Here is a 20797-nt window from a genome sequence, read left to right as displayed (position 1 = left end):
GCGGAATTTCCTTGGCTCGTACACTTGCCAGATACCGTCTCCGCGACCGCAACTAATGCGCTTTGAACACGGTTAAAAACAACACGGAAACAGTTCTTATTCATTTCATTACACGCGTGGCAATCCTAATGGCCGGCGAGTGTAATGGTTACGCTTATGTAATTTGCAACAAGTTGTCAAGGTTACCTAATTATTGACGCAGATCACAAGATTTGTTGTCTATTGACGGTTGGCTTCAATTGGCAGTTACGATGTCGAACGGTTTTAGCGGTGGGCGATACGGGTGGTTGTAGGTAGCTGTTGGTGTTTGAGAAGGACGGGATGTCGGTGTTGAACGTTATTGATTATTGACTTTCTTGGTTTGAGTCTCTCGGGATACGATCTACACGTTACCTCGGCGGTGCGTCCTCTTCAGCTCTTTATGGATTGGCGTATTGGTGCTTCGACGAGAAGGTACGGATGGGGTACGCGACGTTGTGTGACAATCAAGCGCTCACCCTATCAATCACCGCACGGCGGAAGCTCATGAACAAGAAAGTGACCTATCTGGTCAGCATTTTTATCGGCACTCCGACACAGAAACACGCACAGATCAAAGAAATCGCCGCGCAAGTGTCCGGTGACGACTACGAGTTCTTGCATCTGCATCAAATGGGCGCGTTTCTAGTGCTGAACACCGACCGGGACGCGAAGGAACTGGCGGGCTCGTTTTCGCGTGCGACGGCAGCGGACGATCGAGTGTTTATCTGCGAAATGGGCCAGGACTGGCACGCGCTTGGGTTGAACAAGGCGATGTTCTGGTTGCAGAACCATCTGGCTACCAAGACGCAAACGCCAGCGACCAAGAAAGGGAATCCGTTTGGGGATGGGTGAATGGGATTGAGGAGGACGTTCGCGCGGTTGTTGGCCGAGAAGTTGCGATTGAAGAGGTGCTTGCGCCGAAAGACGACAGCGAAGTGACAGCCTTTCGGCCCTAACAGACGTATAGGCGGCCTGGGTTCTACTTCAGCATTGCGAGATATTGCTGACGTAGACGTCATCGAGCAGCCGGACGTCAGCTACCTGCATCGGCGAACTCACGCTCCCGATCCAAGGCGAAAATTTCAGCTGCGACTTCTCGGTCAGCAATTGTGGCGGACGAGTCATGCCTGCGAGTTCACAGATAAGAAGTGTATGCCGTTCAGTTGACGCTCAAACAGTGCATCACGTTGAGCAATCGACCAAACAGCATCGAGTTGCGCCTGCCACCGACGCGATCGTGCCCACGTCGGTCTTGACCATCGCGAGTTTGGTGCGGCCAACTAGCAGCGAAATGTACGCCCGATGACCGCCAGCGCTGGTCCTTGAGCGGTTCAATTTCGCCACGGGTACATGAACATGTCAACACTGTCGGACAACAGTGGGCTTACCCTTCGCAGGTTCTATTGTCGGAATTTGTGAACGTTTGCGTTTACCATGATTGAGAGAGGGAGAAAGCTCCGTCTCATGCGGCACGGGCCGGGTTAGAACACAATGGGGAAATTGAGATGGCGAAGAGCTACCGCCGCCTGAACCTTTTTATGGCTAAGCCATTAAGCGACGGCCAAACGTTTGGAGACCTGCTCGCTGACGCACCAGTGGACAACTATCCAATGGCAGACGATTTAGGAATCGATGGAGGGCTCTATGTGAGGCAAAGCATGGAAAAGAGGCCTAGTTGGGGTTCAGTGCTCGACGAGGTTACGGGGCGCGCCATACCGAATCTCGCAAATCGATCGAGCTCTGCGGTGCTCCTGCTTCGAGTGGATGGCGACGTCTTCGCCTTTACGTTTGGCTATGGCCGGTATCTGATCGAGCAGTCGCTGTTCGTTCAGGACTTTGGCCTCCGTACAGCGCTCAACACGCTCGACGAAAAATCACTGCGCAGCGTCGACCTGCATACCCTCGAAGATCAGCCCGTTCTGAAGAAGTCTCAGGCTACTCGCGACTCGGAGGTGGGCGTCTTTGGAATCGACATCCTACGGGATGTTCTTCGCGCTGTGACGGGCGTCCCCAAGCGCGGAGTTGACCTTACGCAGATCGCCGGTGGAGACGCAACGTTCTCCTTCAGCACCGAAATGGAAGCCGCAGATTTCCCCGAGTTAGCACGCCGGATCAAAGGCTATTATGCCAATGACGACTACAAGACGTCTTTCTCGTGGGTGGACAACGTCCGCAAGGTCAAGGACGACGCCTCTATCGATGCGCTGAACGTGCAGTTGGTTCGAGCTGTTTCAGCGCGCAATCCAGGAATCGTGATCACACTGCCGGAGATCGGTGCATGGGACACAATCCTGGGCTTCAGCTTTACGCGAAATAAGGACCGCGTGCGTCCCGTCATCCATTCGGCCGACTACATCGACACCATTCCTGATTTAGCAGTTCTGACCGTCGAGGGCCTGAAACGCGACCGGCTTTTTGTCCACGACGTCGATGGCAACATTACAGAACACCCGGTGTATCGTTGTATCTACTTCGAGATCGTCGATGGCGACAAAACGAAGATTATCTTCGATGGCAAATGGTACGAGGTCGATGCAACATTCATTGGTCGAATTACCGGGACAATTGACTTAGTTCAGATATCGACCCTTCCATTCCCAGCCGTTAAAGTGTGGGACGAAGAAGGTAGATCGAAAATTGAGTCCGAGGGTGACTACAACATCCGAGCGGCCACGGCGCATGGATATTTTCTGCTGGACAAGAAGCTTGTCAAGACTGACCGGACTACATCGCCCATTGAACTCTGCGACTTGCTGACTCCTGCCAAGCAGTTGGTACACGTAAAGCATCGCAAGGGCGGATCGGCCGGGCTGAGCCATCTCTTTGCCCAGGGCGGTGTGGCTGCCGAAATCATGCTCGGTGACAAAGCGTTCCGCAAGAAGGCGCGAACAGTGCTACGCGGAGTAAATCCGGCCGCACGTGATCTCGTTCCCTTGGATAACCTCAGAAGCGCTGACTACGAAATAGTTTTCCTGATCTTGGGCGAGGGTAGTGCGACACTCAAGCGGAATTTACCGTTCTTCAGCAAGGTCAACTTGTCGAAAGCGTTCGAAAACCTCACCCAACGAGGATTCCGGGTTTCGATCGCCGGTGCTCCAACGACACCGCGTCCGATCTCCTGATTGGGAGGCCTTTGGGGGTCGGCAAACGGAAGTTAAAGAGGCACTCCGATGCTGGTGTGTCACGACCCTGGGCTATCCTTGCTGCCGTTAGCTGCGTCGGGCGCCTTCGAAGCCGCCGCACGTCATATGATTCGAAAAAATTGCCGAGAGGCCATGCGTCGACCCGACCGCCTTCAGTCGCCAGATGCGTACCAGAAAACAATGCCAGCAAGTTGCCGCAGGAGCTCTATAACTCGCTGACATGGGATCGTGGAACGGAAATGGCCGGGCACAAGTATTTCACCGTGGCCACTGATATCAAGGTTTGTTTCTGCGATCCCCATCATCCATGGCAGCGCGGATCGAACGAAAATACGAACGGGCTATTGAGGCAGATTTTGCCTAAAGGGACCGACCTGTCGGTGTACTCACAGGCCAAACTCAATGCCGTGGCGAGACGATTGAACAAGCGTCCGAGAAAAACCCTGAACTACGAAACGCCAGCCGAACAATTCCAGCAAACTATTGCATCCACCGGTTGAATCCGCCGGACAAAGCGGTCTATCGGAAACGCGGGCAAAAGTCCCGAGACTACGCGACGCGCAATAGACTTTGTCGACGCGGCCGCGCGAATCAGGAAGATTGCGTTGTCAGCGAACGACAAAGGAGTGCCTGTACAGTGGTTTTATCTGCCATACCGCTTGTTCGTCCATTTGGAGGGATGTTGCCGGGGTGGCCATTGCACCCTGATAGCGGGCCGTGCGGCCCCCCGCAAGCATCCAAACTCAAAATCGAGGAAGTTGTAGAATCAATGTTAAATCGACACTTTGCATAAACGTGACTGCCTATTCGTATTGCCGACTATGTGGGCAGCAGGGATGCCGTCACAGACAAACTGTCATTTGACGTTTGCGTCTCCGGTCTGTGCGATCTTGTTCATGACATCGCTTTCGTACGAGTACCAGGTTGTGAGACAAGCCTTGTCCTTGCAGTTCTTCTCCCGATAATTCCACTGCTTTCGTAGCCGATCCGAAAACGCGGCTTGGTCCTGCGAAGCAGCGCGGGCCTTCTCCACCAGGTCAGCGAGCGAACGGTCCGACGCTGCCAGATCCGGATCGTGACAAATCAGATACTGTGGGATCGATCCGGCCTGACTGCAATCGAAGCTGGTTTGTTGCAAGGGGCCATTGCTACTTTGGAGCTGTTGAGGTGCGGCCGCGGAAACATCCGAGTTCGCGGTCGCTGCCGCTACGGGAGCCGGCGCGGGAGCGACAGGTTCAGGTTGGGTCAATACAGCCTGACTAGTCGTGCGGCCGTAGGGAATCAGTTGACCAGACGCTGCATCGGTAAGCATCGCACCTACGAGAGAGTCTGGCGTGACGCGCAACGTCTCTGTCTTCACGACGGTATCTCCTGCCACGACTTCGGATTTCGCAAATTCACACGGAACCTGACAACTTACCCGGTTCACGACACTTGAGTCATTGGCGTCTTGCCCGAGGACGATAATCACGTATGCGCCATTCTTATTACCGACATAGCGCATCATTATTAACGGCTTGGTAGCCGTTCCTTTGCGGACGTCTTCCTCACTCAGGGCTGGCTCATATCCGTAAGTGCCGTTGTCAACCATCGCATAGTTATGGCTCGGAGGAGGTGGGGCTACCGGTTCGGGTGCCGACGGTGTGGCGGGGGCTGGCGCTGCTGGTTCGGGTGTCGAAAGTGCGACAGGGGCTGGCGCCGCTGGGGAGGACACCGGCACGCTTACCGCCGAGGCTTGATTTCCCGAGTCCTTGCCGCACCCCGATAACATTAAAGCCGCAATTCCGACGCAGCCGGCCCAGGTTAATGTATTTCGCATTACGTGCTCCTTTTGTGGTTCATTTTCTAGTTTTCTTTGGATTAGCGAGTCGTGACGATATCGCTGATGCAGTAAGGAACGCCGAATCGATGATAGCCGAAGTCTCCCCTAGCATAGCTAGACAAAGAGCCGCGCGGGGTAGCCGTATGGGAGCCAGGGAGTGCAACCGCAACCTCGAAGATAGGTGTGTTCGCTCGGCGAGGGTAGAAGTACGCGCCCGTAATTTTTGGAGGCCGGTCTTTCGGGACCGCCGACCGCTGAGTGAACCGGTCATTAACACGAAACCGGTGCATCTTCCCTCATGGCCGGGAGGGAGCGGTTCGAAGTGACATCGTTGATCACCATGTTGTGGCTGAACACCATTCAGCCGAACCGCTTGCTGACAGCTTCGAATCTGCGCTTCATCGAAGCTTGTTCGTTTCCGTGGTCGCCCTATCCCGCCGACGCGTCACTTTGTTTACCATCCCAAAGTGACCATCCTTGAAAGCCTCCACCCCCATGGACTTCGACACCAAAGTAGCCATCATCATCCTCGACGATCTGGCCGTCTGGCAGAAGCTCAACGTAACCGCGTTCCTCGCGACCGGCATCGCGGGCGCAGCGCCTGACGCGATGGGCGAGCCCTACATCGACTCTGCCGGCAGAACCCACGCCCGCCTCCTCGGCCAACCCATCATGGTCTACCAAGCCGACACCGCCGGCCTCCTCCGCGCCTTCCGCCAATCGATAGAACGAGAGCTAACCCGCGCCGTCTACGTCCGCGCGATGTTTTCCACTGGCCACGATGAAGCCAATCGGGAGGTGTTCTTGAAGGAACCAGCAGATGCACCCGATCTGGTCGGACTGGCCGTAAGAGGCCCGAAGAAAGCAGTCGATAAAGCCATCAAGGGCTTATCACTGCATGGATGATTGAAACAAGATCGAGACGCGGTCATACGCCAACCCACCGATCGCCATTTCCCATAAAGAAGCCGCACAACGGCCAAGCCAAAACCAAAACGCCTAAACCCCCAACGCCCCCGCCACTCCCATAGCGTGCCGCGCCTGAACCAACGAAGTCCTTGCCGCCCGCGCATCCCCCGCGACCTTCAGCAGCGCCCCAAGCTGCGAAGGCTCCTTCAACAACTCACGCAGAATCGGCAGAATCGTCGTAGTCCCATCATCCCGTAACCCAGCCGTCGCGGCACTCGGCAAACTCCGCCAAGCCGGATCGACAATCGCCCGACAAACCGCAAACGGCAACCCGCGCGCCGTAGCAATCGCCCCGGCAATATGCGATTCCATATCCACCGCAAGCGCCCCGGTCGCCCGATAAAGCGAGCTCTTCTGCTGCTCGCCGGTCAAAGGCGCAGCCACACCGGCCATCTTCCCTCGAGCCGCCTTCGCTTCCAGCGGCGTCCCGGCAAAAGCCGCAAACAGCCTTGCGGACCATTCCGGATCGGTATCGAGCACACCGAACGGCCCTGACACGGAGCTCGCGATAATCACCGTCCCTGGCGCCAGCTCCGGCGAAAGCCCACCAGCCGTGCCGAAACTGATAATCCCGGAACACCCCCGCGCCAACGCTTCGCTTAAAGCACGTTCAAGCAAATCCGACCGCGCCGCAAACACCGACTCCACCCCAGGCCCGCGCGCGATACGCGCTTCAAACGCCATCCCCGTCACGGCAATAACGGGCAGACGGGCATCGCCTACGCCAGAAGAGCCCGAGCCTGACCCCGAGCCAGAATCAACCCCCGAGCCGGAAGCGAAGCCAGCGCGCGAATTCACATGCCCGCCGTCACGCGCGACGACCCGTCGCGCATCATGTTCCTGTACCGAGCCAGCGCCCAAAGCGGGAAGAACTTTCTATACCCGTGATACCGCAGATAAAACACTCTTGGAAAGCCAGTAGCAGTAAATCGTGTCTCGTCCCACAACCCATGCTCGCGCTGCGTAGAACACAAATACTCCACGCCCTTCGCCACCGCCGGATGATCGACAAACCCCGCCGCCATCAGCCCCAGCAACGCCCACGATGTCTGCGATGCCGTACTCGGCGCCGGTTCATATCCGCGATAGTCGAGCTTGTAACTCTCCCCGCCTTCACCCCAGCCGCCATCGGCGTTCTGAATGCTGATGAGCCACTGCGCGGCGCGCTGCATGCGGATATCGGTAAGAGGCAATCCCGCCGCATTCAACGCACACAGCGCCGTCCACGTCCCGTAGATATAGTTCAGACCCCAACGCCCATACCAGCTTCCATCACGCTCCTGACCGCGCAAAATATAGTCGAGCGAGCGCTTCGCCGGCTCGCTTGTCGCGGGCATTTCACCCAACTGCGCGAGCATCGAAAGACAACGTCCAGACACATCAACAGTAGGCGGATCGAGCAACGCGCCGTGATCTGAGAAAGGAATGTTGTTGAGGTAATACTGCGTGTTCTCGGGCTCGAACGCGCCCCATCCGCCGTCGCTGCTCTGCATGCCGACGACCCACTCGCGCCCGCGCGCAATCGCTTCGCCATACAACTTGGTACCGTTTTCGCGATCGACACGTTCCATCGCCATCGCGACCACAGCGGTATCGTCCACATCCGGATAATGCGGATTCGCAAACTGGAATGCCCACCCCCCAGGCCGGATAGTCGGCCGGCGCGAGATCCAGTCGCCGCGCACATCCAGAATCTGCAGCGGCACGAGCCAGTCCAGACCGCGCGAAACGGCAGCGCGCGCGTTGGGCGTGTCGGCTTCGAGCAACGCGTGCGCGACGAGCGACGTGTCCCATATCGGCGATAAACACGGCTGGCAATAAGCCTCGCCGTCCGGCGCTTCATCGATGATCAAAAGCTTCTCAATCGACTTGCGCGCAATCGCCCGGTGCGGATGATCTTCCGGATAACCGAGCACGTCGTACATCATCACTGAGTTGGCCATCGCGGGGAAAATCGCGCCGAGGCCATCTTCGCCATTCAAGCGTTCATCGACGAAACTCACCGCCGCTTCCACCGCCCGTTGCCGCGTGTGTCGCGGGAACAGCGGGTCAGCGGCGCGCAGCACGGCGTCCACGCAACGGAACAACATGAACCAGCCCTGATGCTGATGCGGCGCACGATCAGCCATGCCGGCGTTGACGGGGGCATCGAAGAACAGTTCATCGATGCGCACGCCCTTCGGATTCCGCGCTTTCGGCCGCTTTGCATTGAGCACGAGCAGCGGCACGATCACGGTGCGCGCCCAGTACGACACCTTCGACAAATGGAACGGGAACCACTCAGGCAACAACGTGATTTCCACAGGCATCATGGGCACCGCGCGCCACGACACCACGCCGAACAGCGCCAGCAGAATCCGCGTGAACACGTTCGATTTTTCCGCGCCGCCGGCCGCGATAATCGCGCGGCGCGCCCGCTGCATATGTTCGGCTTCGGGCAAATCGCCGATCATCTTCAGCGCGAAATACGCCTTCACGGTGGCGCTGACGTCCATGGCGCCATCGGTGAAAAGCGGCCAACCGCCGTCCGCCCGCTGGATCCTGCGCAAGTACCGCGCGATCTTCGCTTCGAGTTCAGGCTTGGGCGTCTCGCCGAGATAGTGCACGAGCAGCACGTATTCGGCGGGAATGGTGGCGTCGGCTTCGAGCTGGTAGAGCCAGTAGCCGTCGGGATGTTGGTCGGCAAGGATGGCATCGGCAGCACGCGCCACCGACGCTTCCAGCGCCGCCGTCACCGGCTGCAAACCGGGCGGCTGGACAGTTTCGTTCATCAGCGTTGCACCGAGAAATCAATCGAGGGATTCATAAGCAGGTCCGCAGCCTTCTGGCCGGAGCGAATCGAGCCTTCAATGGTGGCGGGCAGCCCGTTGGCCGTCCAGTCGCCGGCCAGCATCAGATTAGACCAGCGCGTGCGCGTGCCAGGCCGGAGGTTTTCCTGGCTCGGCACGGCAGCAAAGGTCGCGCGCTTTTCCGTGACGATCTGCCAGGTCGGCATGCGCTCGACAGGCAAGCGCGCCGCCTTCGCGACCTCTTGCCAGATGCTTTGGGCCAAGGCCTCACGTGGGGTATCGAGAAGCCGATCCGCGCCACTGATGGTCACCGAAAGACGGCCATCGAACGCGAACAGCCATTCGGCGGTGCCGTTCAGCAAGCCGGTCATCGGCTCGAAGGCCAGCGGCGGATCAATAGCGAAATGCGCATTGACGATAGCGCGGAATTCGTTCGGTGCGATCAACCCCGGCACGAGTTGCTGCGCCACGTTCGGCGACACGGCAAGCACCACGCCGTCGTGAAGACCGACGTCCACGCGGGCATCGTCGAAATCAAGCGACGTGACACGTGTCTTCGAATCCGTGCCGGCAAAGCCGATCTCACGCACCCGCGACCCCAGCTTGATCTCCGCGCCGCCATATTGCAGCAGGCGCAATGCAGGATCCACAAACGCATGGCCCAGCCCGTTGCGCGCGACCAGCGGCCGGCACGCCTGACCGCCCAGCAGCAGCGATTCCTTCAGCACGTTGCCGGCGAGCACCGCGCTGCCTTCACGCGGATCCACATTCAGCACGGCGAGGAACAGCGGGCTGATCAGCGCGTCCCACAAGCGCCCGTTCGTGCGCATGGTTTGCTGCATCGTGCGTCCGGGTTTGGCGAACAGCAGCGGCAACAGAGACAGATAATCCGCGGGCATGGTGCCCGGAACACGCGCGGAGGAATCGAAGATCCAGCCCGGCACGCGGCCCGGCGAAAGCTTCACGGTCCAGCGCGCGCCGCTGCGCAAATCCATGAACGGAAACTCGGGCTGCGTCGGGCCGACGAGCTCATCGGCCGCCCCTATCGCCTTGGCATAGCTCAGCGTGGCGTGGTTGCCCGACAGCACCAGATGGTTGCCGTTATCGATGGTGGCGTTGAGCTTGATATCGAAGTAGGAACGGCAGCGGCCGCCCGCGTGCGGCGCGGCTTCGTGCAGCATCACGCGCGCGCCACGACGCTGCAACTGGACCGCGGCGGCGAGTCCCGACAACCCGGCGCCAATCACATGAACGAGACGCGTCATCAGAAAATATGTCGCGCGACGATCCACAGCAGCCGCGAACGCGGCGTACGGATGTGGTTTCGCGGGAGATCGAAGCCGCGCTTCAAATTGGCCTCAAGCACGCACCGGTACGCACCCGACATGATGCGCGGCGCACGCACCTGAGCACGCGGCGCGGTCGCCATGATTGCATCGGATTGCGCGTAGTGGCTGCGCGCGCGATCGGCAAGCGTCAGGGCGACGCGCGGCAAGCGCGCGTCGTTGACGATGGACGTGATGTCGGTCGTGGAAATGCCTTCGCGCGACAGCAGTTCTCGCGGCAGATAAACACGTCCAATACCGGCGTCTTCATCTATATCGCGAAGAATGTTCGTGAGTTGCAGCGCACGGCCGAGGTGGTGCGCGAGACGCCGTCCGGCATCTTCGTGCATCCCGAATATCCTCACCGATAACCGCCCAACTGCGCTCGCCACACGATCGCAATAAAGGTCGAGCGTGGCTTCGTCGGGCGCGACGATGTCTTCGGCAGCGTCCATCGCCATGCCGTCGATCACGGCAATGAAATCATCGCGCGACAGGTGGAAGGCCTGGATGTGTTGCGTCAACGCAGCCAGCGACCTGCGCGGCTTGCCGGCGTAGCAATCGTCTATATCAGCACGCCATTGTTCAAGCGCGGCAGCGCGTTCGCCGCGCGGCAACGTGCCGTCGGCAATATCGTCAACCGCGCGGCAGAACGCGTAGACCTGATACATGGCGTCGCGCTGCGCAGCCGGCAGGATGCGCATCGCGAGATAGAACGAACTACCCGACGTTACCTTGGCAACGTCGGGAGCAGGATCGTCGGCGATAAGATTGGAAACGGCCAAGACGGACTCCGCTGTGGCGCCCCCAAGGGCAGTATGTGTTAGATCGGGCGCCGGGTATCCGGCTTCATGGAACATGCTTTAAAGCTGAATGCAAGCCCGGCACGGCTTGGACGCCGGCTTCAGACGGCGTGCGAGCCGTGCTGGAAGCGGCGAAAAGTATATCAAGTTTGTGAAGTATTGCCCTGCGACGGCCCACCGCCCGCTTTCAACCAGCTTGCCAGAGAGCCTCCGCAAAGCCCAATCATCGTATAAACGTCAGCCGTCAGTCTGTATCTATCCGAGCGCGATCATCCGTGCGCCGGCAAAGCCAGTATTCCGCGCCAATTTTACCCGGCTCGCCGCTTTTTACCTCCCGCCCGGCTATCCTGAGACGTCTCTTCTTCCCGATCCATGCGCTTTAAACGTCGATACCCTATGTTTGGCAGAACATCGATGTATCGGTCGAACGGCACGATTTATGCACGCGTTTTTTGGTTTTGAACGCTGGCTCAGCCACTCACATTGGGACGACGACTCATCATGACGCCGCAACGCGAGGAACCGGGCGCTGACCAATGGCAGGACGAGCCACCGTTTCCCGTGGTGCCGGAACGTAATTTCGCCGCGCAGCGCATGACCCTGCAGGTCCTGCTGATCGCCGCCATTGTCCTGCCCTGCCTGTACGTCGCGATGATGTCGTGGAGCGACCTGAAGGCGCGTGAAGCCGACGCTGCCGAGATGGTCGATCGCAACGCGCACGTCGCCGAAGAACACGCGCAGAAAGTCTTCGACATGAACGAGACGCTCAACGCCCGCGTGATCGACCTGATCGACGGCGAGGACGACGACACCCTGCGCCGCGAGGAATACGACATTCACAACAGACTCGTGGGAATGGGCGGCGGTTATCCGCAAGTGGCGTCGGTGAGCATTGTTGGCGCGGATGGACGCCTGGTTGCCACGAGCCGCATTTTCCCCTCGCCGGATGTATCGATTGCCAGCCGCGACGACTTCGTCGGCATTCGCGACAACAAGATGTATGAAAACGTCTCCCGCGTGATGCTCGGCAAGGTGGCAGGGGAGACCGTCTTCAACACGGCCGTGCCGCGCAAAACCCCGGATGGCCACTTCGCCGGCATTGTGACCATCGCCCTTCGTCCCAGTTACTTTGCCGGGTTCTATCGCGAATTGCTGGGCGAACACACGACCGTTTCGCTCGGCCTCACGCGAACGGACGGCGCCGTGCTCGCCTGGTATCCCACGCGGCCGGCCAACCGCATGGAACTTGCCGCCAGTTCGCCGTTGCGCGAAGCGTATGCCTCGGGTCAGCGCAATGGCGTCGTGCGAATGCGCTCAGGACTCGACGATGAAATGAAGATCGTGGCGTATCGCAAGGTGGGGAATTATCCGGTGTACGTGTCCAGCGGATATCCCGTTTCGACCATCTGGGCTGCGTGGTATCGGCATCTCAGCGTGCTGATACTGTCCTTGTTCGCACCGTGCGTGGTGTTATGGGGCGTGATCTGGCTGTCGCTACGCCGCCTCGCCAATGAAGAAGATGCCTGGGAACGCTGGCAGGCGGAAGCGTCCATGCGCCGTTCGATCGAATCCGCTTACCGGCAGGCACGCAAGATGGAAGCGCTGGGCAATCTGGTCGGCAGCGTCGCCCATGATTTCAACAACCTGCTGATGATCCTCTCAACCAACGTCCAGATTGCCCGGCGACGCGGCGCGGCCGGGCTGGATCGCGAGTTGTCGGCCATGGAACGCGCGCTGAAAAGCGGCCAGTCGCTCACGCGCCAGTTGCTGGGCGTCGCCCGCAAGCAGCCGTTGCGCAATGAGACCATCGCGATCGGCAAGTGGCTGCCGGCCTGCCGCGAACTGCTGAAGGCGTCGCTCGGGGCAAAGCTGGCGCTGAATCTGGAAACGAGTAACGACGTGTGGCCGGTTCGCGTCGATGCAGCCGAACTCGAGCTTGCGCTGATCAACGTGGCCGTGAACGCCCGCGACGCCATGCCGAGCGGCGGCACGTTCTCGGTGCGCGCCGACAACGTGCGCTTTCGACACGAGGACGGGTTTCCGATCATCGGCGAATTCGTGCAGTTGACGCTGGAGGACACGGGCGCGGGCATGGGTCCGGAGGTACTCGGCCGCGCGTTCGAACCGCTGTTCACCACCAAGTCCAAAGGCATGGGCACCGGGCTCGGCCTGCCGCAAGTGTTTGCGTTCTGCGAGCGCGCGGGCGGCGTGGCGACCATCGACAGCGCGCTCGGCGCGGGCACGTCGGTCAGGCTCTATCTGCCGCGCGCGAGCGCTGTCGCGGCGGAATCGCCCGACCCGCATCACGACCCGGCCGCGGCCGGTGAATCGCACGGGCTGCGCGTGCTGCTGGTGGAAGATAACGAAGAAGTTGCCGCAGGCACCGAAGCGTTGTTGTCGATGATGAATCACCACGTCACGCATATCTTCAACGCGGACGGCGCGATCGCCGCGCTGGAGGCGGCCCGTCGCGATATCGCCAATGGCGGTGTGTTGCCGTTCGACGTCGTGCTCTCCGATATCCACATGCCGGGCAAATTGAACGGCATCGACCTGGCCGAGATCCTGCAAAGCTGGACGCCGCGCATTCCGGTAATCCTGGTGACGGGTTATGCCGAAGAACTGGACCGGGCCCGCGAGGTCGATGCGCGCGTATTGTCCAAACCGTTTGATATCGCCCTGCTCGATTCGCTTCTGCAAGTCATTCGCGACAACCTGAGCGCGCAAGCCGTCAATCACGAACACGGCGAAGCGCCGCATTGAGCCGGACGCCTTTTCCACACGGTTTGTAAAAAATATCCGCTCGCCGGCGGGCATCGGGCTCGATTGCCTTGGGCTGTGGATGGCGTCGCCGCGCGTACGCCTGCGACCCGGCACGCGAGTTGCGAGCTTGAAGTGGGAATGCGGCGAATCCGTCTGACGCGCCGCAACACACCCAGGCCACCCAGGAGGCAGCCATGCGACACACAGTTATCGGTATCTTCGATACCTACGACCAGGCCGAAGTGGCGCGTAGCGCACTCGTTGCGTCGGGTTTTGCCCGTTCCGACATCGAACTCCAGGCCGCTCCCGAACCTTCCTCGCCTGGTGATCCGACGTTCGCGCCCGGCGCCGGCCAGCCGCCCGAAACCGGCGGTGTGCTGGCGAATATCGAACGCTTCTTTTCGATGCTGTTCGGCGGGCGCGATCAACCGCCCGAAGTGGCGCATTACTCCGAGGCCGTGCGGCGCGGGGCGGTGCTGGTGGCCGTCGATACAGCCACCGAGGCCCGCGCCGATACCGCGCGCCAGACTCTCGCTGAACAGGGTGCAATCGATATTGACGAACGCGCGGCCAGCTGGGGCACGCTGAATCATTCACGCACGGCAAACCCGGCCGTGGCCGAAGCCGACCACCGCGATCACTCGTTGCTCGACGAACTCGGTCTCGGCTCGGGCAGCGCCGTGCCGGGACGTGCGCCGGTCAATCCGCCGGCAGGTCCGCTTGACCCCGTTCGAGCCGATGCCATCCGGGCGCGCGCTTATCCGCATGCGGACCGGGACGATCCGGCTGCGCTGCCGCTCGACCCGATCAGCCCGGTCAGCCGCGATGTATCTGACGGCAGCAACGAACGGATGGCCAGCGACGCGGTCTGGCAGAACGCGCAAGCAGCAGCACTGCGGGCAGCGGGCGCGGAAGATCCTTTGACCGGAACTACGCCCGCGCAAGGCTGGCGCGCTGTCGATCCGCTCGATGAAACCGAAACGTCGGCTCGTGTAGGTGCTGCCGGTTCCATGGGCGCACCAGTTCCCGGTACCTTAAGCCAAACCAGCGATTCAGCGCTCGGGACACATGCGAGCACGCGAAGCACGATGCCGGACGAATACATGGAGTACGAAGACGAGTTCCGCACGGACTACGAGTCGAAGTACGCGGCGACAGGCACGAGTTACGAAGAGTACGAAGAAGCGTATCGATACGGCGTTTCAGCCGCCAGCGACGAGCGTTATCACCGCCGCAACTGGGACGACACGATGGAAACCGAATTACGGCACGACTGGGAAGGCCGCAGTTCTGGCGGTCATGACACGTGGGAGCGCTTCAAGCTCGCGGTGCGGCATGGCTGGGAGCGTGTGACGGGGCATCAACATCACCTTTGACCGTTAGTGCTCAAAGTTGAAACGCGAACGGCCCGCTAAAGCGGGCCGTTCGCGTTTTGCCGCCTAAACCGTGGCGAGGCGCTGAACCCACGCGACGTATTTATCGACGAAATTCTGCAGGTACTTGCGCGTATCTTCGCTCACGATCGTGCCGCTGGCATCGATACGGTTTGTATCGTGCTTGACGAACCTCTCGGGCTGACCCATGAGCGGCACATCGAGATAAGCGAGCACATTGCGCAGATGCGCCTGCGCGAGCGCCGTGCCGGTCGCGCCCGGCGACGTGCCCAGCACCGCGCCGGGCTTGTTGCCCCACACGCTGTGGCCCGACGGCCGCGAACCCCAGTCCAGCGCATTCTTCAATACGCCGGGAATCGAGCGGTTGTATTCCGGCGTCACGAAAAGCAGGCCATCCGCCGCCGCTATCTTTTGCTTGAAGGTTCGCGCAACTTCGGGGAAGTCGCCGTCGTAGTCCTGGCTATAGAGCGGCAAGCCGGCGATATCCAGGAACTCGAATGAAAAATCCGCTGGCGCAAGCGACACGACCGCATGCGCAAGCTGCTTGTTGAATGACTCGCGGCGAATGCTGCCGACAACAACCGCAATCTTGTAGGTCATGGCTTGTCCCGGTGACTGATGAAGCGGAGCAATGAACTGCATCCGCGAAATATGCCTGTATCAGCCGACGCATCATAGGCGCTAGTCCGGCACCAAGGCTATCCGAAATGGGGCTGATTGACGCTCGGACCGGCACCTGACGGTCCACGTTTCTGGTCGCGTTCTGCTTCGAAATGAACGTTTCGATGGATACCGGGCGACAGGCCCGCTGCAAGCCATTTTCGAGATGATTTCCACAAAGTTGTCCACAGAAACTGTGGACAACTTTGTGGATGTTTAATAATTAGCGCTAAACCGCCCAAGGGTTGGCGGAATAGGGCGAGGTGCGTGGCGAAGAGCGGCACGAGGGCTGTTTCCGCCAGCGCCGGGTCAAAAATTATGAACCGAAAAACACGTTGCATTGCGACGGCGGGCCTTGGCACGTCGATGATTGTGAATTGGCGTCGGCGGCATTGGCGGCGCCTGCTACAGCGAACAAAACGACAGCGGCGAACAGGGAGAGCATGCGTTTCAAGAGATACCTCGGTGAGTTGGCAACGATCAAACTGGATCGGTGAACCGAGAATATCGATGAAGTGAAAGCAGAAAAATGCCATTGTAAGGAATTGATCCTTACAGGAAACGTAATGGTTGCGGGCAGGTATAAGCGGGCGATCCGCTTCGTGTTCCGCCACAGAACGTCACATTCATGCGCGATGCACAACAATATGTTTTCTCAATCGACATTGGTCATCGATAGGGATGTGCATAGACTGCTGCACATCGATGGCGTGAAACGCGCCGTCTTCAAACAGTCAAGGGTTCATCATGAAACGCGCGCTTATCGGAAGTTTGTTTGTCGCCGTGCTGGTTTCATCGGCACCCGTCTTTGCTCAATCCACTGACGCCATTCAGCAAAACGCTTACGCGCCAAGAACGCGGGCCGAGGTGAAGGCCGAACTGATCGCCGCGCAAAAGAGCGGTGAACTCGACGCGATCCGCACGGAAACTTATCCCCAGTTGTTGCCGTATCAAACCGCGCGCTTTGAACGCGTCACATCGGGTACGGATACGACCCTGACGCAAGCGAACGGCACGGGCGGGAACACGCAATAAGCGCGGGATGGAGCAATGCGGCGGATTGGATTGCTGATGCGGCGTCATCTGTGGAAACCGGCTCAGATCACACCCGGTCGACCGGGGGTCGAACGATATACGTGTCTAACGTGTCTTGTGTGAGAAAGGCCCATCGGGGCTCGCATAGGGATTGGTTTCCTTGCGGCGCTCCGGCCCGTTAGAGTCTGAAAATCCCGCCTGCTCACGCAAGGGCGTAGCCGAAGGCGAACTCTTGCCGGGTTTGGCATCAGGCGTGATGTCACAAAGACCTTGCGCCCACGCGTCGAGCATTCGTTTGGCCACTTCCTGAAAGCCCGGGAAACGATTCGCACATTCTCGTACAAGGGGCAGGACACTCTGCACTGCCGCGCTAATGCGCTCAACGCTATCCGTCATGTCGGCCGTTGTCAGGCCCAGCCATGCGCCGCCATACCGTACAAGCGCTTTACCCGACGCCCATACGCGCTTGCCGTACAGAGGCAACGCCGGCAAATCCGTCCTGTAGCGCGGATAGACCGTCACCGTGACAATGTCATAGACCGGCGCCAGGCGAACATCCTCTGCGCTCGTGTACGTCACAGCGAAATTCTTCAGGTGTGCGTCCGAATTTCTCAGCGCAATGTTCAAGAGGTGCAGCGTAAAGAGCTTGCGAGCACTGTCCTTCACGTTGTCGCGAGGGCAGAATTCCTGTGTCAGTTTAGCCAGATCTTCAAGCGTTCCCTTGCGATACTTCTCGAGAGGATCCAAACCCTTCAACGCGCAATAGTCTTCGACAGCCAGCCACTTCCCGTCTTTCGTGCGGTCGAATCGGCCGATAGCGAGGACCTGACCGTCATCCGAGAGCCTCGTTTCCGGAACCTCCAGTCCTGCTTGGCGCGCGACCTCAAGGCATAGGTATTCGTTGACGGATAGCCACGGAATATCGTCGAAACCCGTCTTCAGGATGAATTCTTCTGTCCAGACAGTTGCCTTCTCACCGGGCTTGGACAGCGCCTTCGGCATGACTCCCGAGATGCCCTGCGCGACTCCCTCATCCATAAGTTGCAGCAGGTTCTCGCGCGAGTCAGTGGAGGCGAGCAGATCCGACATCTTCACATTGCCTCCGGCCACTCCGGGAAAGGTGCCGCGCGGTACGACCTGAACCCGCCCAATACTGTTTGCCCCCGTGAGTGCGAGCAGACCCATATCGGTCACATCCGCGTGGGGACCCAGCGTTTCGCGGATGCGGTCTTTCTTGTAGCCCTCGGGCAGGTTCATCTGAAAAAACGGGTGAAGTCCTTTTTTCCAGACATAGGACGCGGCGCGAACCGGCATCAGCAGCGAAACGAGACTCTCCGCGGGCACGTCCGGCAGGTAGGTGAACACGCCACTGCCGGCCTCTTCCGTCAGGGTGCCAACGAGGTTCGAATCAACGTAGACGTCAAGGACGGGTCCGTTCATCGGGAAGCCTTGCCGATACCGGTTTTCATGAGGCGCTGGCTCGCGCCGAGCCGGACCCGCTTCCGTGAGAGGGGGGCACGATCTTCGTCCGGCTCACTCAGTACGTCATCAAGCGTCCGCCGATGCCCAGCCGGCCGCACGAATGTCTCAAGTCCAACCGCATTGAACAGGCTCAGCATCTTGACTGCGCCCAGCTCGGCCAACGCACCCGTCTCAAACAGGCTGATGCGTGCACGCTGAACGCCGCTGCGCTGCGCGATCTCCTCCTGAGTCAGATTCGCCTCGATTCTGGCCCGTTTAAAGGCTTCGCCCAATTCGGCAAGGTTCATGTTCAATATACCTTACATTAATCACAATTCTCATCTTAACGTATTGTATACGAAACATTATCACCATGTTGTTTAATGTTTAATATTGGGAACATAACGCGTCGATCGGTATTTTATGTTCTTTATATTGAACATAATGCGGCAACCCGGGCACCTCGGAAGGACGGTTCGAACAGCTATATCCCGGCTTCTCGCCAAGGAACAGCCCGAGCGCAACGAGTGCGCACGGACTTGCCGCCGCGCCCAGCAACTTGAGAAACGTGTCCGCACCACCAGCGATAGTGAGCCCCGCTCCGCTGCATAACCAGCCCGCGAACGGCGCGAACAACAGCGGATTGGTGGCCAGCGACCTGACCACCTTGCCCATCGTGGCGACCAGCTTCTTCTCCGTCTGCAGATCCAATTCGATCAACACGATCGCCACGGCGAACAGCACGCACACCGTCATGATCATGCCAATCACTGCGGGCGCGAGACTCGCATGACCGAACGCAAGCATGCATAAAGGCAAGCCAATAAAACCCGCATTTGGATACGCGGCGTTGAGACCGTCGAGGCTGGCATCGGCGAGATCACGCGACTGTTTCAATCGAATCAGCACCGTCAGCAGAAAGATCCCGCCGGCACCGAGACCAAACGCTGCTATGAAGGCAGGCTGAGAATGATTTTTAGAAGCGGCGCGAAAAGCGACGAGACCAGCGACGACATGAGCAGCGGAAATCCAAGTGGATGAGGCGAAGAGCATAGCGGTTGAAACTGCTTGCCGCAGAGTGAACTTCATAAAGGTGAGCGATTTCGGGAGCCGCGCGAGGTGAGTTGCATGACCTGTCAAAAACTCACGCTTGAGGCAATTTGCAAGTATCGCTAACTAGATTGAAAAGATAACCAGGCCTCAGCAAGTGCTTGAGGTATACGGCTGTGAGCCTTTATCTATAAGGCTTACACGACTTTCTTTCTACATCGATTTGAGGTCATCATTGAGAACTTACGGGTGATACGCGACACAAACTCGATGCTCCGCTCGCGTGAGCGTGAAGTGAGTGACGGACAAGCGACGCTATAGGTGAGGTTATCCGGGAGGGTGATCCTGCGATGTTGAGAAAGCACATGAAGAGCGTCGGGCAAGTCTCGCGGCGTGTTGCGTGCGTCAGCTTAAAGCGTTCTCTATCAACGAGTTGCGGCCTGTTGTTAAAACAGTTGATACGGGTGAAAGTGAGCTTCAAGTGCCTGCCGCCCGGCCTTTCCGATGACTTCATCATGCTATAGGTGAGGCTATGCGGGACTCGATGCAACGGAACAAAGCTTGCTCATACAAGTGACGCGTACCGCTTAAACACAATGAGGACCATCATGAAATTCAAACGATCCGTCACCATCGGCACAACGGCTTTGCTGGTGATCGGCGGACTGGGCCTGCTGGCTGCATGCACAATGGCCGGCAGCAACAAGAGCGGCAACGCACAGGTGCCCGAGCCTGCGAAGCCGGTCGATCTCGATCGTTACCTGGGGCATTGGTACGAGTTTGCGCGCTATGAGAACCGCTTCGAACGCGGCTGCGAAGCGGTCACGGCGAACTATGCGAAACGCGATGACGGGCTTGTATCGATCATCAATGCATGCCGAACCGGTGGCCTGAATGGAACGTTCAGGTCGGCCGAAGGAAAGGCGAAGATCGTGCCGGATTCGAACAACGCGAAGCTCAAGGTATCGTTCTTCGGACCGTTCTACGTGGGTGATTACTGGATACTCGATCACGCCGATGACTACACATGGTCCATCGTCGGCGAACCGAGCGGCAAGTACCTGTGGATCCTGACACGTGAAGCGAAGCCATCGGCGGAGCAACGCACGGCATTGGTCGATCGCGCACGCACGCTCGGCTACGACGTGACGTTGTTGCGGGAGACGCTGCATTGAACACAGTGCGCATGAACCTTTTAGAAGCTCATGCGGCGATCAAACACCAATCAGGAAACGTTCCTTGTTGCGCCCGGCGAGCCAGCCTGGAGGACGTCCACGTCCGCTCCATGTTTCGCCGGTCTTTGGATTGCGATACTTCGGCGGCAGCGGCGCCTTCGTGGCCGGCCTGCCGCGCCTTGCTGAAAAGCCCAGCTCTTCGGCAGTCAGGTCGTAATCGACAATCTTTTGCTTGATATCCTCGATCACAACCGCGATTTCGTTCTGCTGTGCAATCGCAACTTCCTTATGCAGTTTTTCGAGTTGTGCGGTCAGTTGCTTGTAGGTGGCCATAAGCTTTTCTCTGGGTTCGGCATGCGCCCGAATTGGACATGGCGTGATAACGCC

At 59.0% G+C, this 20797-nt stretch carries 17 protein-coding genes and 2 pseudogenes; 8 read left to right on the top strand and 11 right to left on the bottom strand.

The features are described 5' to 3' along the window. Positions 1-32: 32 nt before the first annotated feature. A pseudogene (locus tag ACSOSP_RS35815) lies at positions 33-104 on the bottom strand (ESPR-type extended signal peptide-containing protein); the annotation flags it as partial. 421 nt (positions 105-525) lie between these two features. Between ACSOSP_RS35815 and ACSOSP_RS35810 the strand changes: the two are divergent. The 3 genes and pseudogenes from ACSOSP_RS35810 to ACSOSP_RS35800 form a co-directional block, all read left to right on the top strand. Continuing rightward, positions 526-873, top strand: a complete 348-nt coding sequence (locus tag ACSOSP_RS35810) for a hypothetical protein (protein WP_455313767.1) — start codon at positions 526-528, stop codon at positions 871-873. A gap of 653 nt (positions 874-1526) precedes the next feature. Further along, entirely contained in the window at positions 1527-3143 is a 1617-nt protein-coding gene (locus ACSOSP_RS35805; protein ID WP_455313766.1) for a TIGR04141 family sporadically distributed protein, read from the top strand. A gap of 200 nt (positions 3144-3343) precedes the next feature. Then, a pseudogene (locus tag ACSOSP_RS35800) lies at positions 3344-3664 on the top strand (IS30 family transposase); the annotation flags it as partial. 356 nt (positions 3665-4020) lie between these two features. Here ACSOSP_RS35800 and ACSOSP_RS35795 read toward each other — a convergent pair. Next, entirely contained in the window at positions 4021-4755 is a 735-nt protein-coding gene (locus ACSOSP_RS35795; RefSeq protein ID WP_455313765.1) for a hypothetical protein, read from the bottom strand. Between the two features lie 726 nt (positions 4756-5481). Between ACSOSP_RS35795 and ACSOSP_RS35790 the strand changes: the two genes are divergently transcribed. Then, a complete protein-coding gene (locus ACSOSP_RS35790; protein WP_455313764.1) occupies positions 5482-5892 on the top strand; it encodes a DUF2000 family protein in 411 nt (136 codons plus the stop codon). A gap of 93 nt (positions 5893-5985) precedes the next feature. Here ACSOSP_RS35790 and ACSOSP_RS35785 read toward each other — a convergent pair whose 3' ends face one another. The 4 genes from ACSOSP_RS35785 to hpnD form a co-directional block, all read right to left on the bottom strand. Further along, a complete protein-coding gene (locus ACSOSP_RS35785; RefSeq protein WP_455315428.1) occupies positions 5986-6639 on the bottom strand; it encodes a phosphorylase in 654 nt (217 codons plus the stop codon). Positions 6640-6749: 110 nt separating this feature from the next. Next, positions 6750-8726, bottom strand: coding sequence for a squalene--hopene cyclase (gene shc / locus ACSOSP_RS35780; RefSeq protein WP_455313763.1), 1977 nt, complete (start codon positions 8724-8726; stop codon positions 6750-6752). Continuing rightward, positions 8726-10009: a hydroxysqualene dehydroxylase HpnE gene (hpnE, locus tag ACSOSP_RS35775; RefSeq protein ID WP_455313762.1), complete on the bottom strand. Its 1284-nt coding sequence runs from the start codon at positions 10007-10009 to the stop codon at positions 8726-8728. The genes shc and hpnE overlap by 1 nt, the downstream gene beginning before the upstream one ends. Continuing rightward, positions 10009-10854, bottom strand: coding sequence for a presqualene diphosphate synthase HpnD (gene hpnD / locus ACSOSP_RS35770; protein ID WP_455313761.1), 846 nt, complete (start codon positions 10852-10854; stop codon positions 10009-10011). The genes hpnE and hpnD overlap by 1 nt, the downstream gene beginning before the upstream one ends. Before the next feature lie 519 nt (positions 10855-11373). Here hpnD and ACSOSP_RS35765 point away from each other — a divergent pair. Both ACSOSP_RS35765 and ACSOSP_RS35760 read left to right on the top strand, forming a co-directional pair. Beyond that, positions 11374-13635, top strand: coding sequence for an ATP-binding protein (locus ACSOSP_RS35765; protein WP_455313760.1), 2262 nt, complete (start codon positions 11374-11376; stop codon positions 13633-13635). A gap of 194 nt (positions 13636-13829) precedes the next feature. Beyond that, positions 13830-15011 carry a hypothetical protein gene (locus ACSOSP_RS35760; protein WP_455313759.1) on the top strand — a complete coding sequence of 394 codons (1182 nt, stop codon included), beginning with the start codon at positions 13830-13832 and terminating at the stop codon, positions 15009-15011. A 63-nt stretch (positions 15012-15074) separates the two neighbouring features. Here ACSOSP_RS35760 and ACSOSP_RS35755 read toward each other — a convergent pair whose 3' ends face one another. After that, complete coding sequence (locus ACSOSP_RS35755) at positions 15075-15629, bottom strand: NADPH-dependent FMN reductase (protein ID WP_455313758.1); 555 nt, start codon at positions 15627-15629, stop codon at positions 15075-15077. Positions 15630-16436: 807 nt separating this feature from the next. Between ACSOSP_RS35755 and ACSOSP_RS35750 the strand changes: the two genes are divergently transcribed. Then, complete coding sequence (locus ACSOSP_RS35750) at positions 16437-16724, top strand: DUF4148 domain-containing protein (protein ID WP_455313757.1); 288 nt, start codon at positions 16437-16439, stop codon at positions 16722-16724. Between the two features lie 105 nt (positions 16725-16829). Here the strand turns inward: ACSOSP_RS35750 and ACSOSP_RS35745 are convergent, their stop codons facing one another. From ACSOSP_RS35745 to ACSOSP_RS35735, 3 genes are all read right to left on the bottom strand, one after another. Further along, the gene (locus ACSOSP_RS35745) at positions 16830-18164 is read right to left on the bottom strand and encodes a type II toxin-antitoxin system HipA family toxin (RefSeq protein ID WP_455313756.1); all 1335 of its coding nucleotides are present in this window, start codon (positions 18162-18164) and stop codon (positions 16830-16832) included. Next, positions 18161-18493 (bottom strand): helix-turn-helix transcriptional regulator, encoded by a 333-nt coding sequence (locus ACSOSP_RS35740; RefSeq protein WP_455313755.1) that lies wholly within the window; start codon positions 18491-18493, stop codon positions 18161-18163. Before ACSOSP_RS35740 ends, ACSOSP_RS35745 begins: the two co-directional genes overlap by 4 nt. A 79-nt stretch (positions 18494-18572) precedes the next feature. Continuing rightward, entirely contained in the window at positions 18573-19238 is a 666-nt protein-coding gene (locus tag ACSOSP_RS35735; protein ID WP_455313754.1) for an AEC family transporter, read from the bottom strand. 605 nt (positions 19239-19843) lie between these two features. Here ACSOSP_RS35735 and ACSOSP_RS35730 point away from each other — a divergent pair. Continuing rightward, positions 19844-20410 carry a lipocalin family protein gene (locus ACSOSP_RS35730; protein ID WP_455313753.1) on the top strand — a complete coding sequence of 189 codons (567 nt, stop codon included), beginning with the start codon at positions 19844-19846 and terminating at the stop codon, positions 20408-20410. Between the two features lie 39 nt (positions 20411-20449). On the opposite strand, the gene ACSOSP_RS35725 is transcribed toward ACSOSP_RS35730, so the two are convergent. Continuing rightward, positions 20450-20743, bottom strand: coding sequence for an H-NS histone family protein (locus ACSOSP_RS35725; protein WP_455315427.1), 294 nt, complete (start codon positions 20741-20743; stop codon positions 20450-20452). Positions 20744-20797: the final 54 nt, after the last annotated feature.

The sequence above is a fragment of the Caballeronia sp. KNU42 genome (assembly GCF_053760385.1).
This window is presented reverse-complemented; position numbering and strand designations above follow the sequence as displayed.

Coding starts and splice junctions, on each gene's coding strand:
- ACSOSP_RS35810 (WP_455313767.1), top strand. CDS start 526: ATGAACAAGAAAGTGACCTATCTGGTCAGCATTTTTATCGGCACTCCG.
- ACSOSP_RS35805 (WP_455313766.1), top strand. CDS start 1,527: ATGGCGAAGAGCTACCGCCGCCTGAACCTTTTTATGGCTAAGCCATTA.
- ACSOSP_RS35795 (WP_455313765.1), bottom strand. CDS start 4,755: ATGGTTGACAACGGCACTTACGGATATGAGCCAGCCCTGAGTGAGGAA.
- ACSOSP_RS35790 (WP_455313764.1), top strand. CDS start 5,482: ATGGACTTCGACACCAAAGTAGCCATCATCATCCTCGACGATCTGGCC.
- ACSOSP_RS35785 (WP_455315428.1), bottom strand. CDS start 6,639: ATGGCGTTTGAAGCGCGTATCGCGCGCGGGCCTGGGGTGGAGTCGGTG.
- shc (WP_455313763.1), bottom strand. CDS start 8,726: ATGAACGAAACTGTCCAGCCGCCCGGTTTGCAGCCGGTGACGGCGGCG.
- hpnE (WP_455313762.1), bottom strand. CDS start 10,009: ATGACGCGTCTCGTTCATGTGATTGGCGCCGGGTTGTCGGGACTCGCC.
- ACSOSP_RS35765 (WP_455313760.1), top strand. CDS start 11,374: ATGACGCCGCAACGCGAGGAACCGGGCGCTGACCAATGGCAGGACGAG.
- ACSOSP_RS35760 (WP_455313759.1), top strand. CDS start 13,830: ATGCGACACACAGTTATCGGTATCTTCGATACCTACGACCAGGCCGAA.
- ACSOSP_RS35755 (WP_455313758.1), bottom strand. CDS start 15,629: ATGACCTACAAGATTGCGGTTGTTGTCGGCAGCATTCGCCGCGAGTCA.
- ACSOSP_RS35750 (WP_455313757.1), top strand. CDS start 16,437: ATGAAACGCGCGCTTATCGGAAGTTTGTTTGTCGCCGTGCTGGTTTCA.
- ACSOSP_RS35745 (WP_455313756.1), bottom strand. CDS start 18,164: ATGAACGGACCCGTCCTTGACGTCTACGTTGATTCGAACCTCGTTGGC.
- ACSOSP_RS35740 (WP_455313755.1), bottom strand. CDS start 18,493: ATGAACCTTGCCGAATTGGGCGAAGCCTTTAAACGGGCCAGAATCGAG.
- ACSOSP_RS35735 (WP_455313754.1), bottom strand. CDS start 19,238: ATGCTCTTCGCCTCATCCACTTGGATTTCCGCTGCTCATGTCGTCGCT.
- ACSOSP_RS35730 (WP_455313753.1), top strand. CDS start 19,844: ATGAAATTCAAACGATCCGTCACCATCGGCACAACGGCTTTGCTGGTG.
- ACSOSP_RS35725 (WP_455315427.1), bottom strand. CDS start 20,743: ATGGCCACCTACAAGCAACTGACCGCACAACTCGAAAAACTGCATAAG.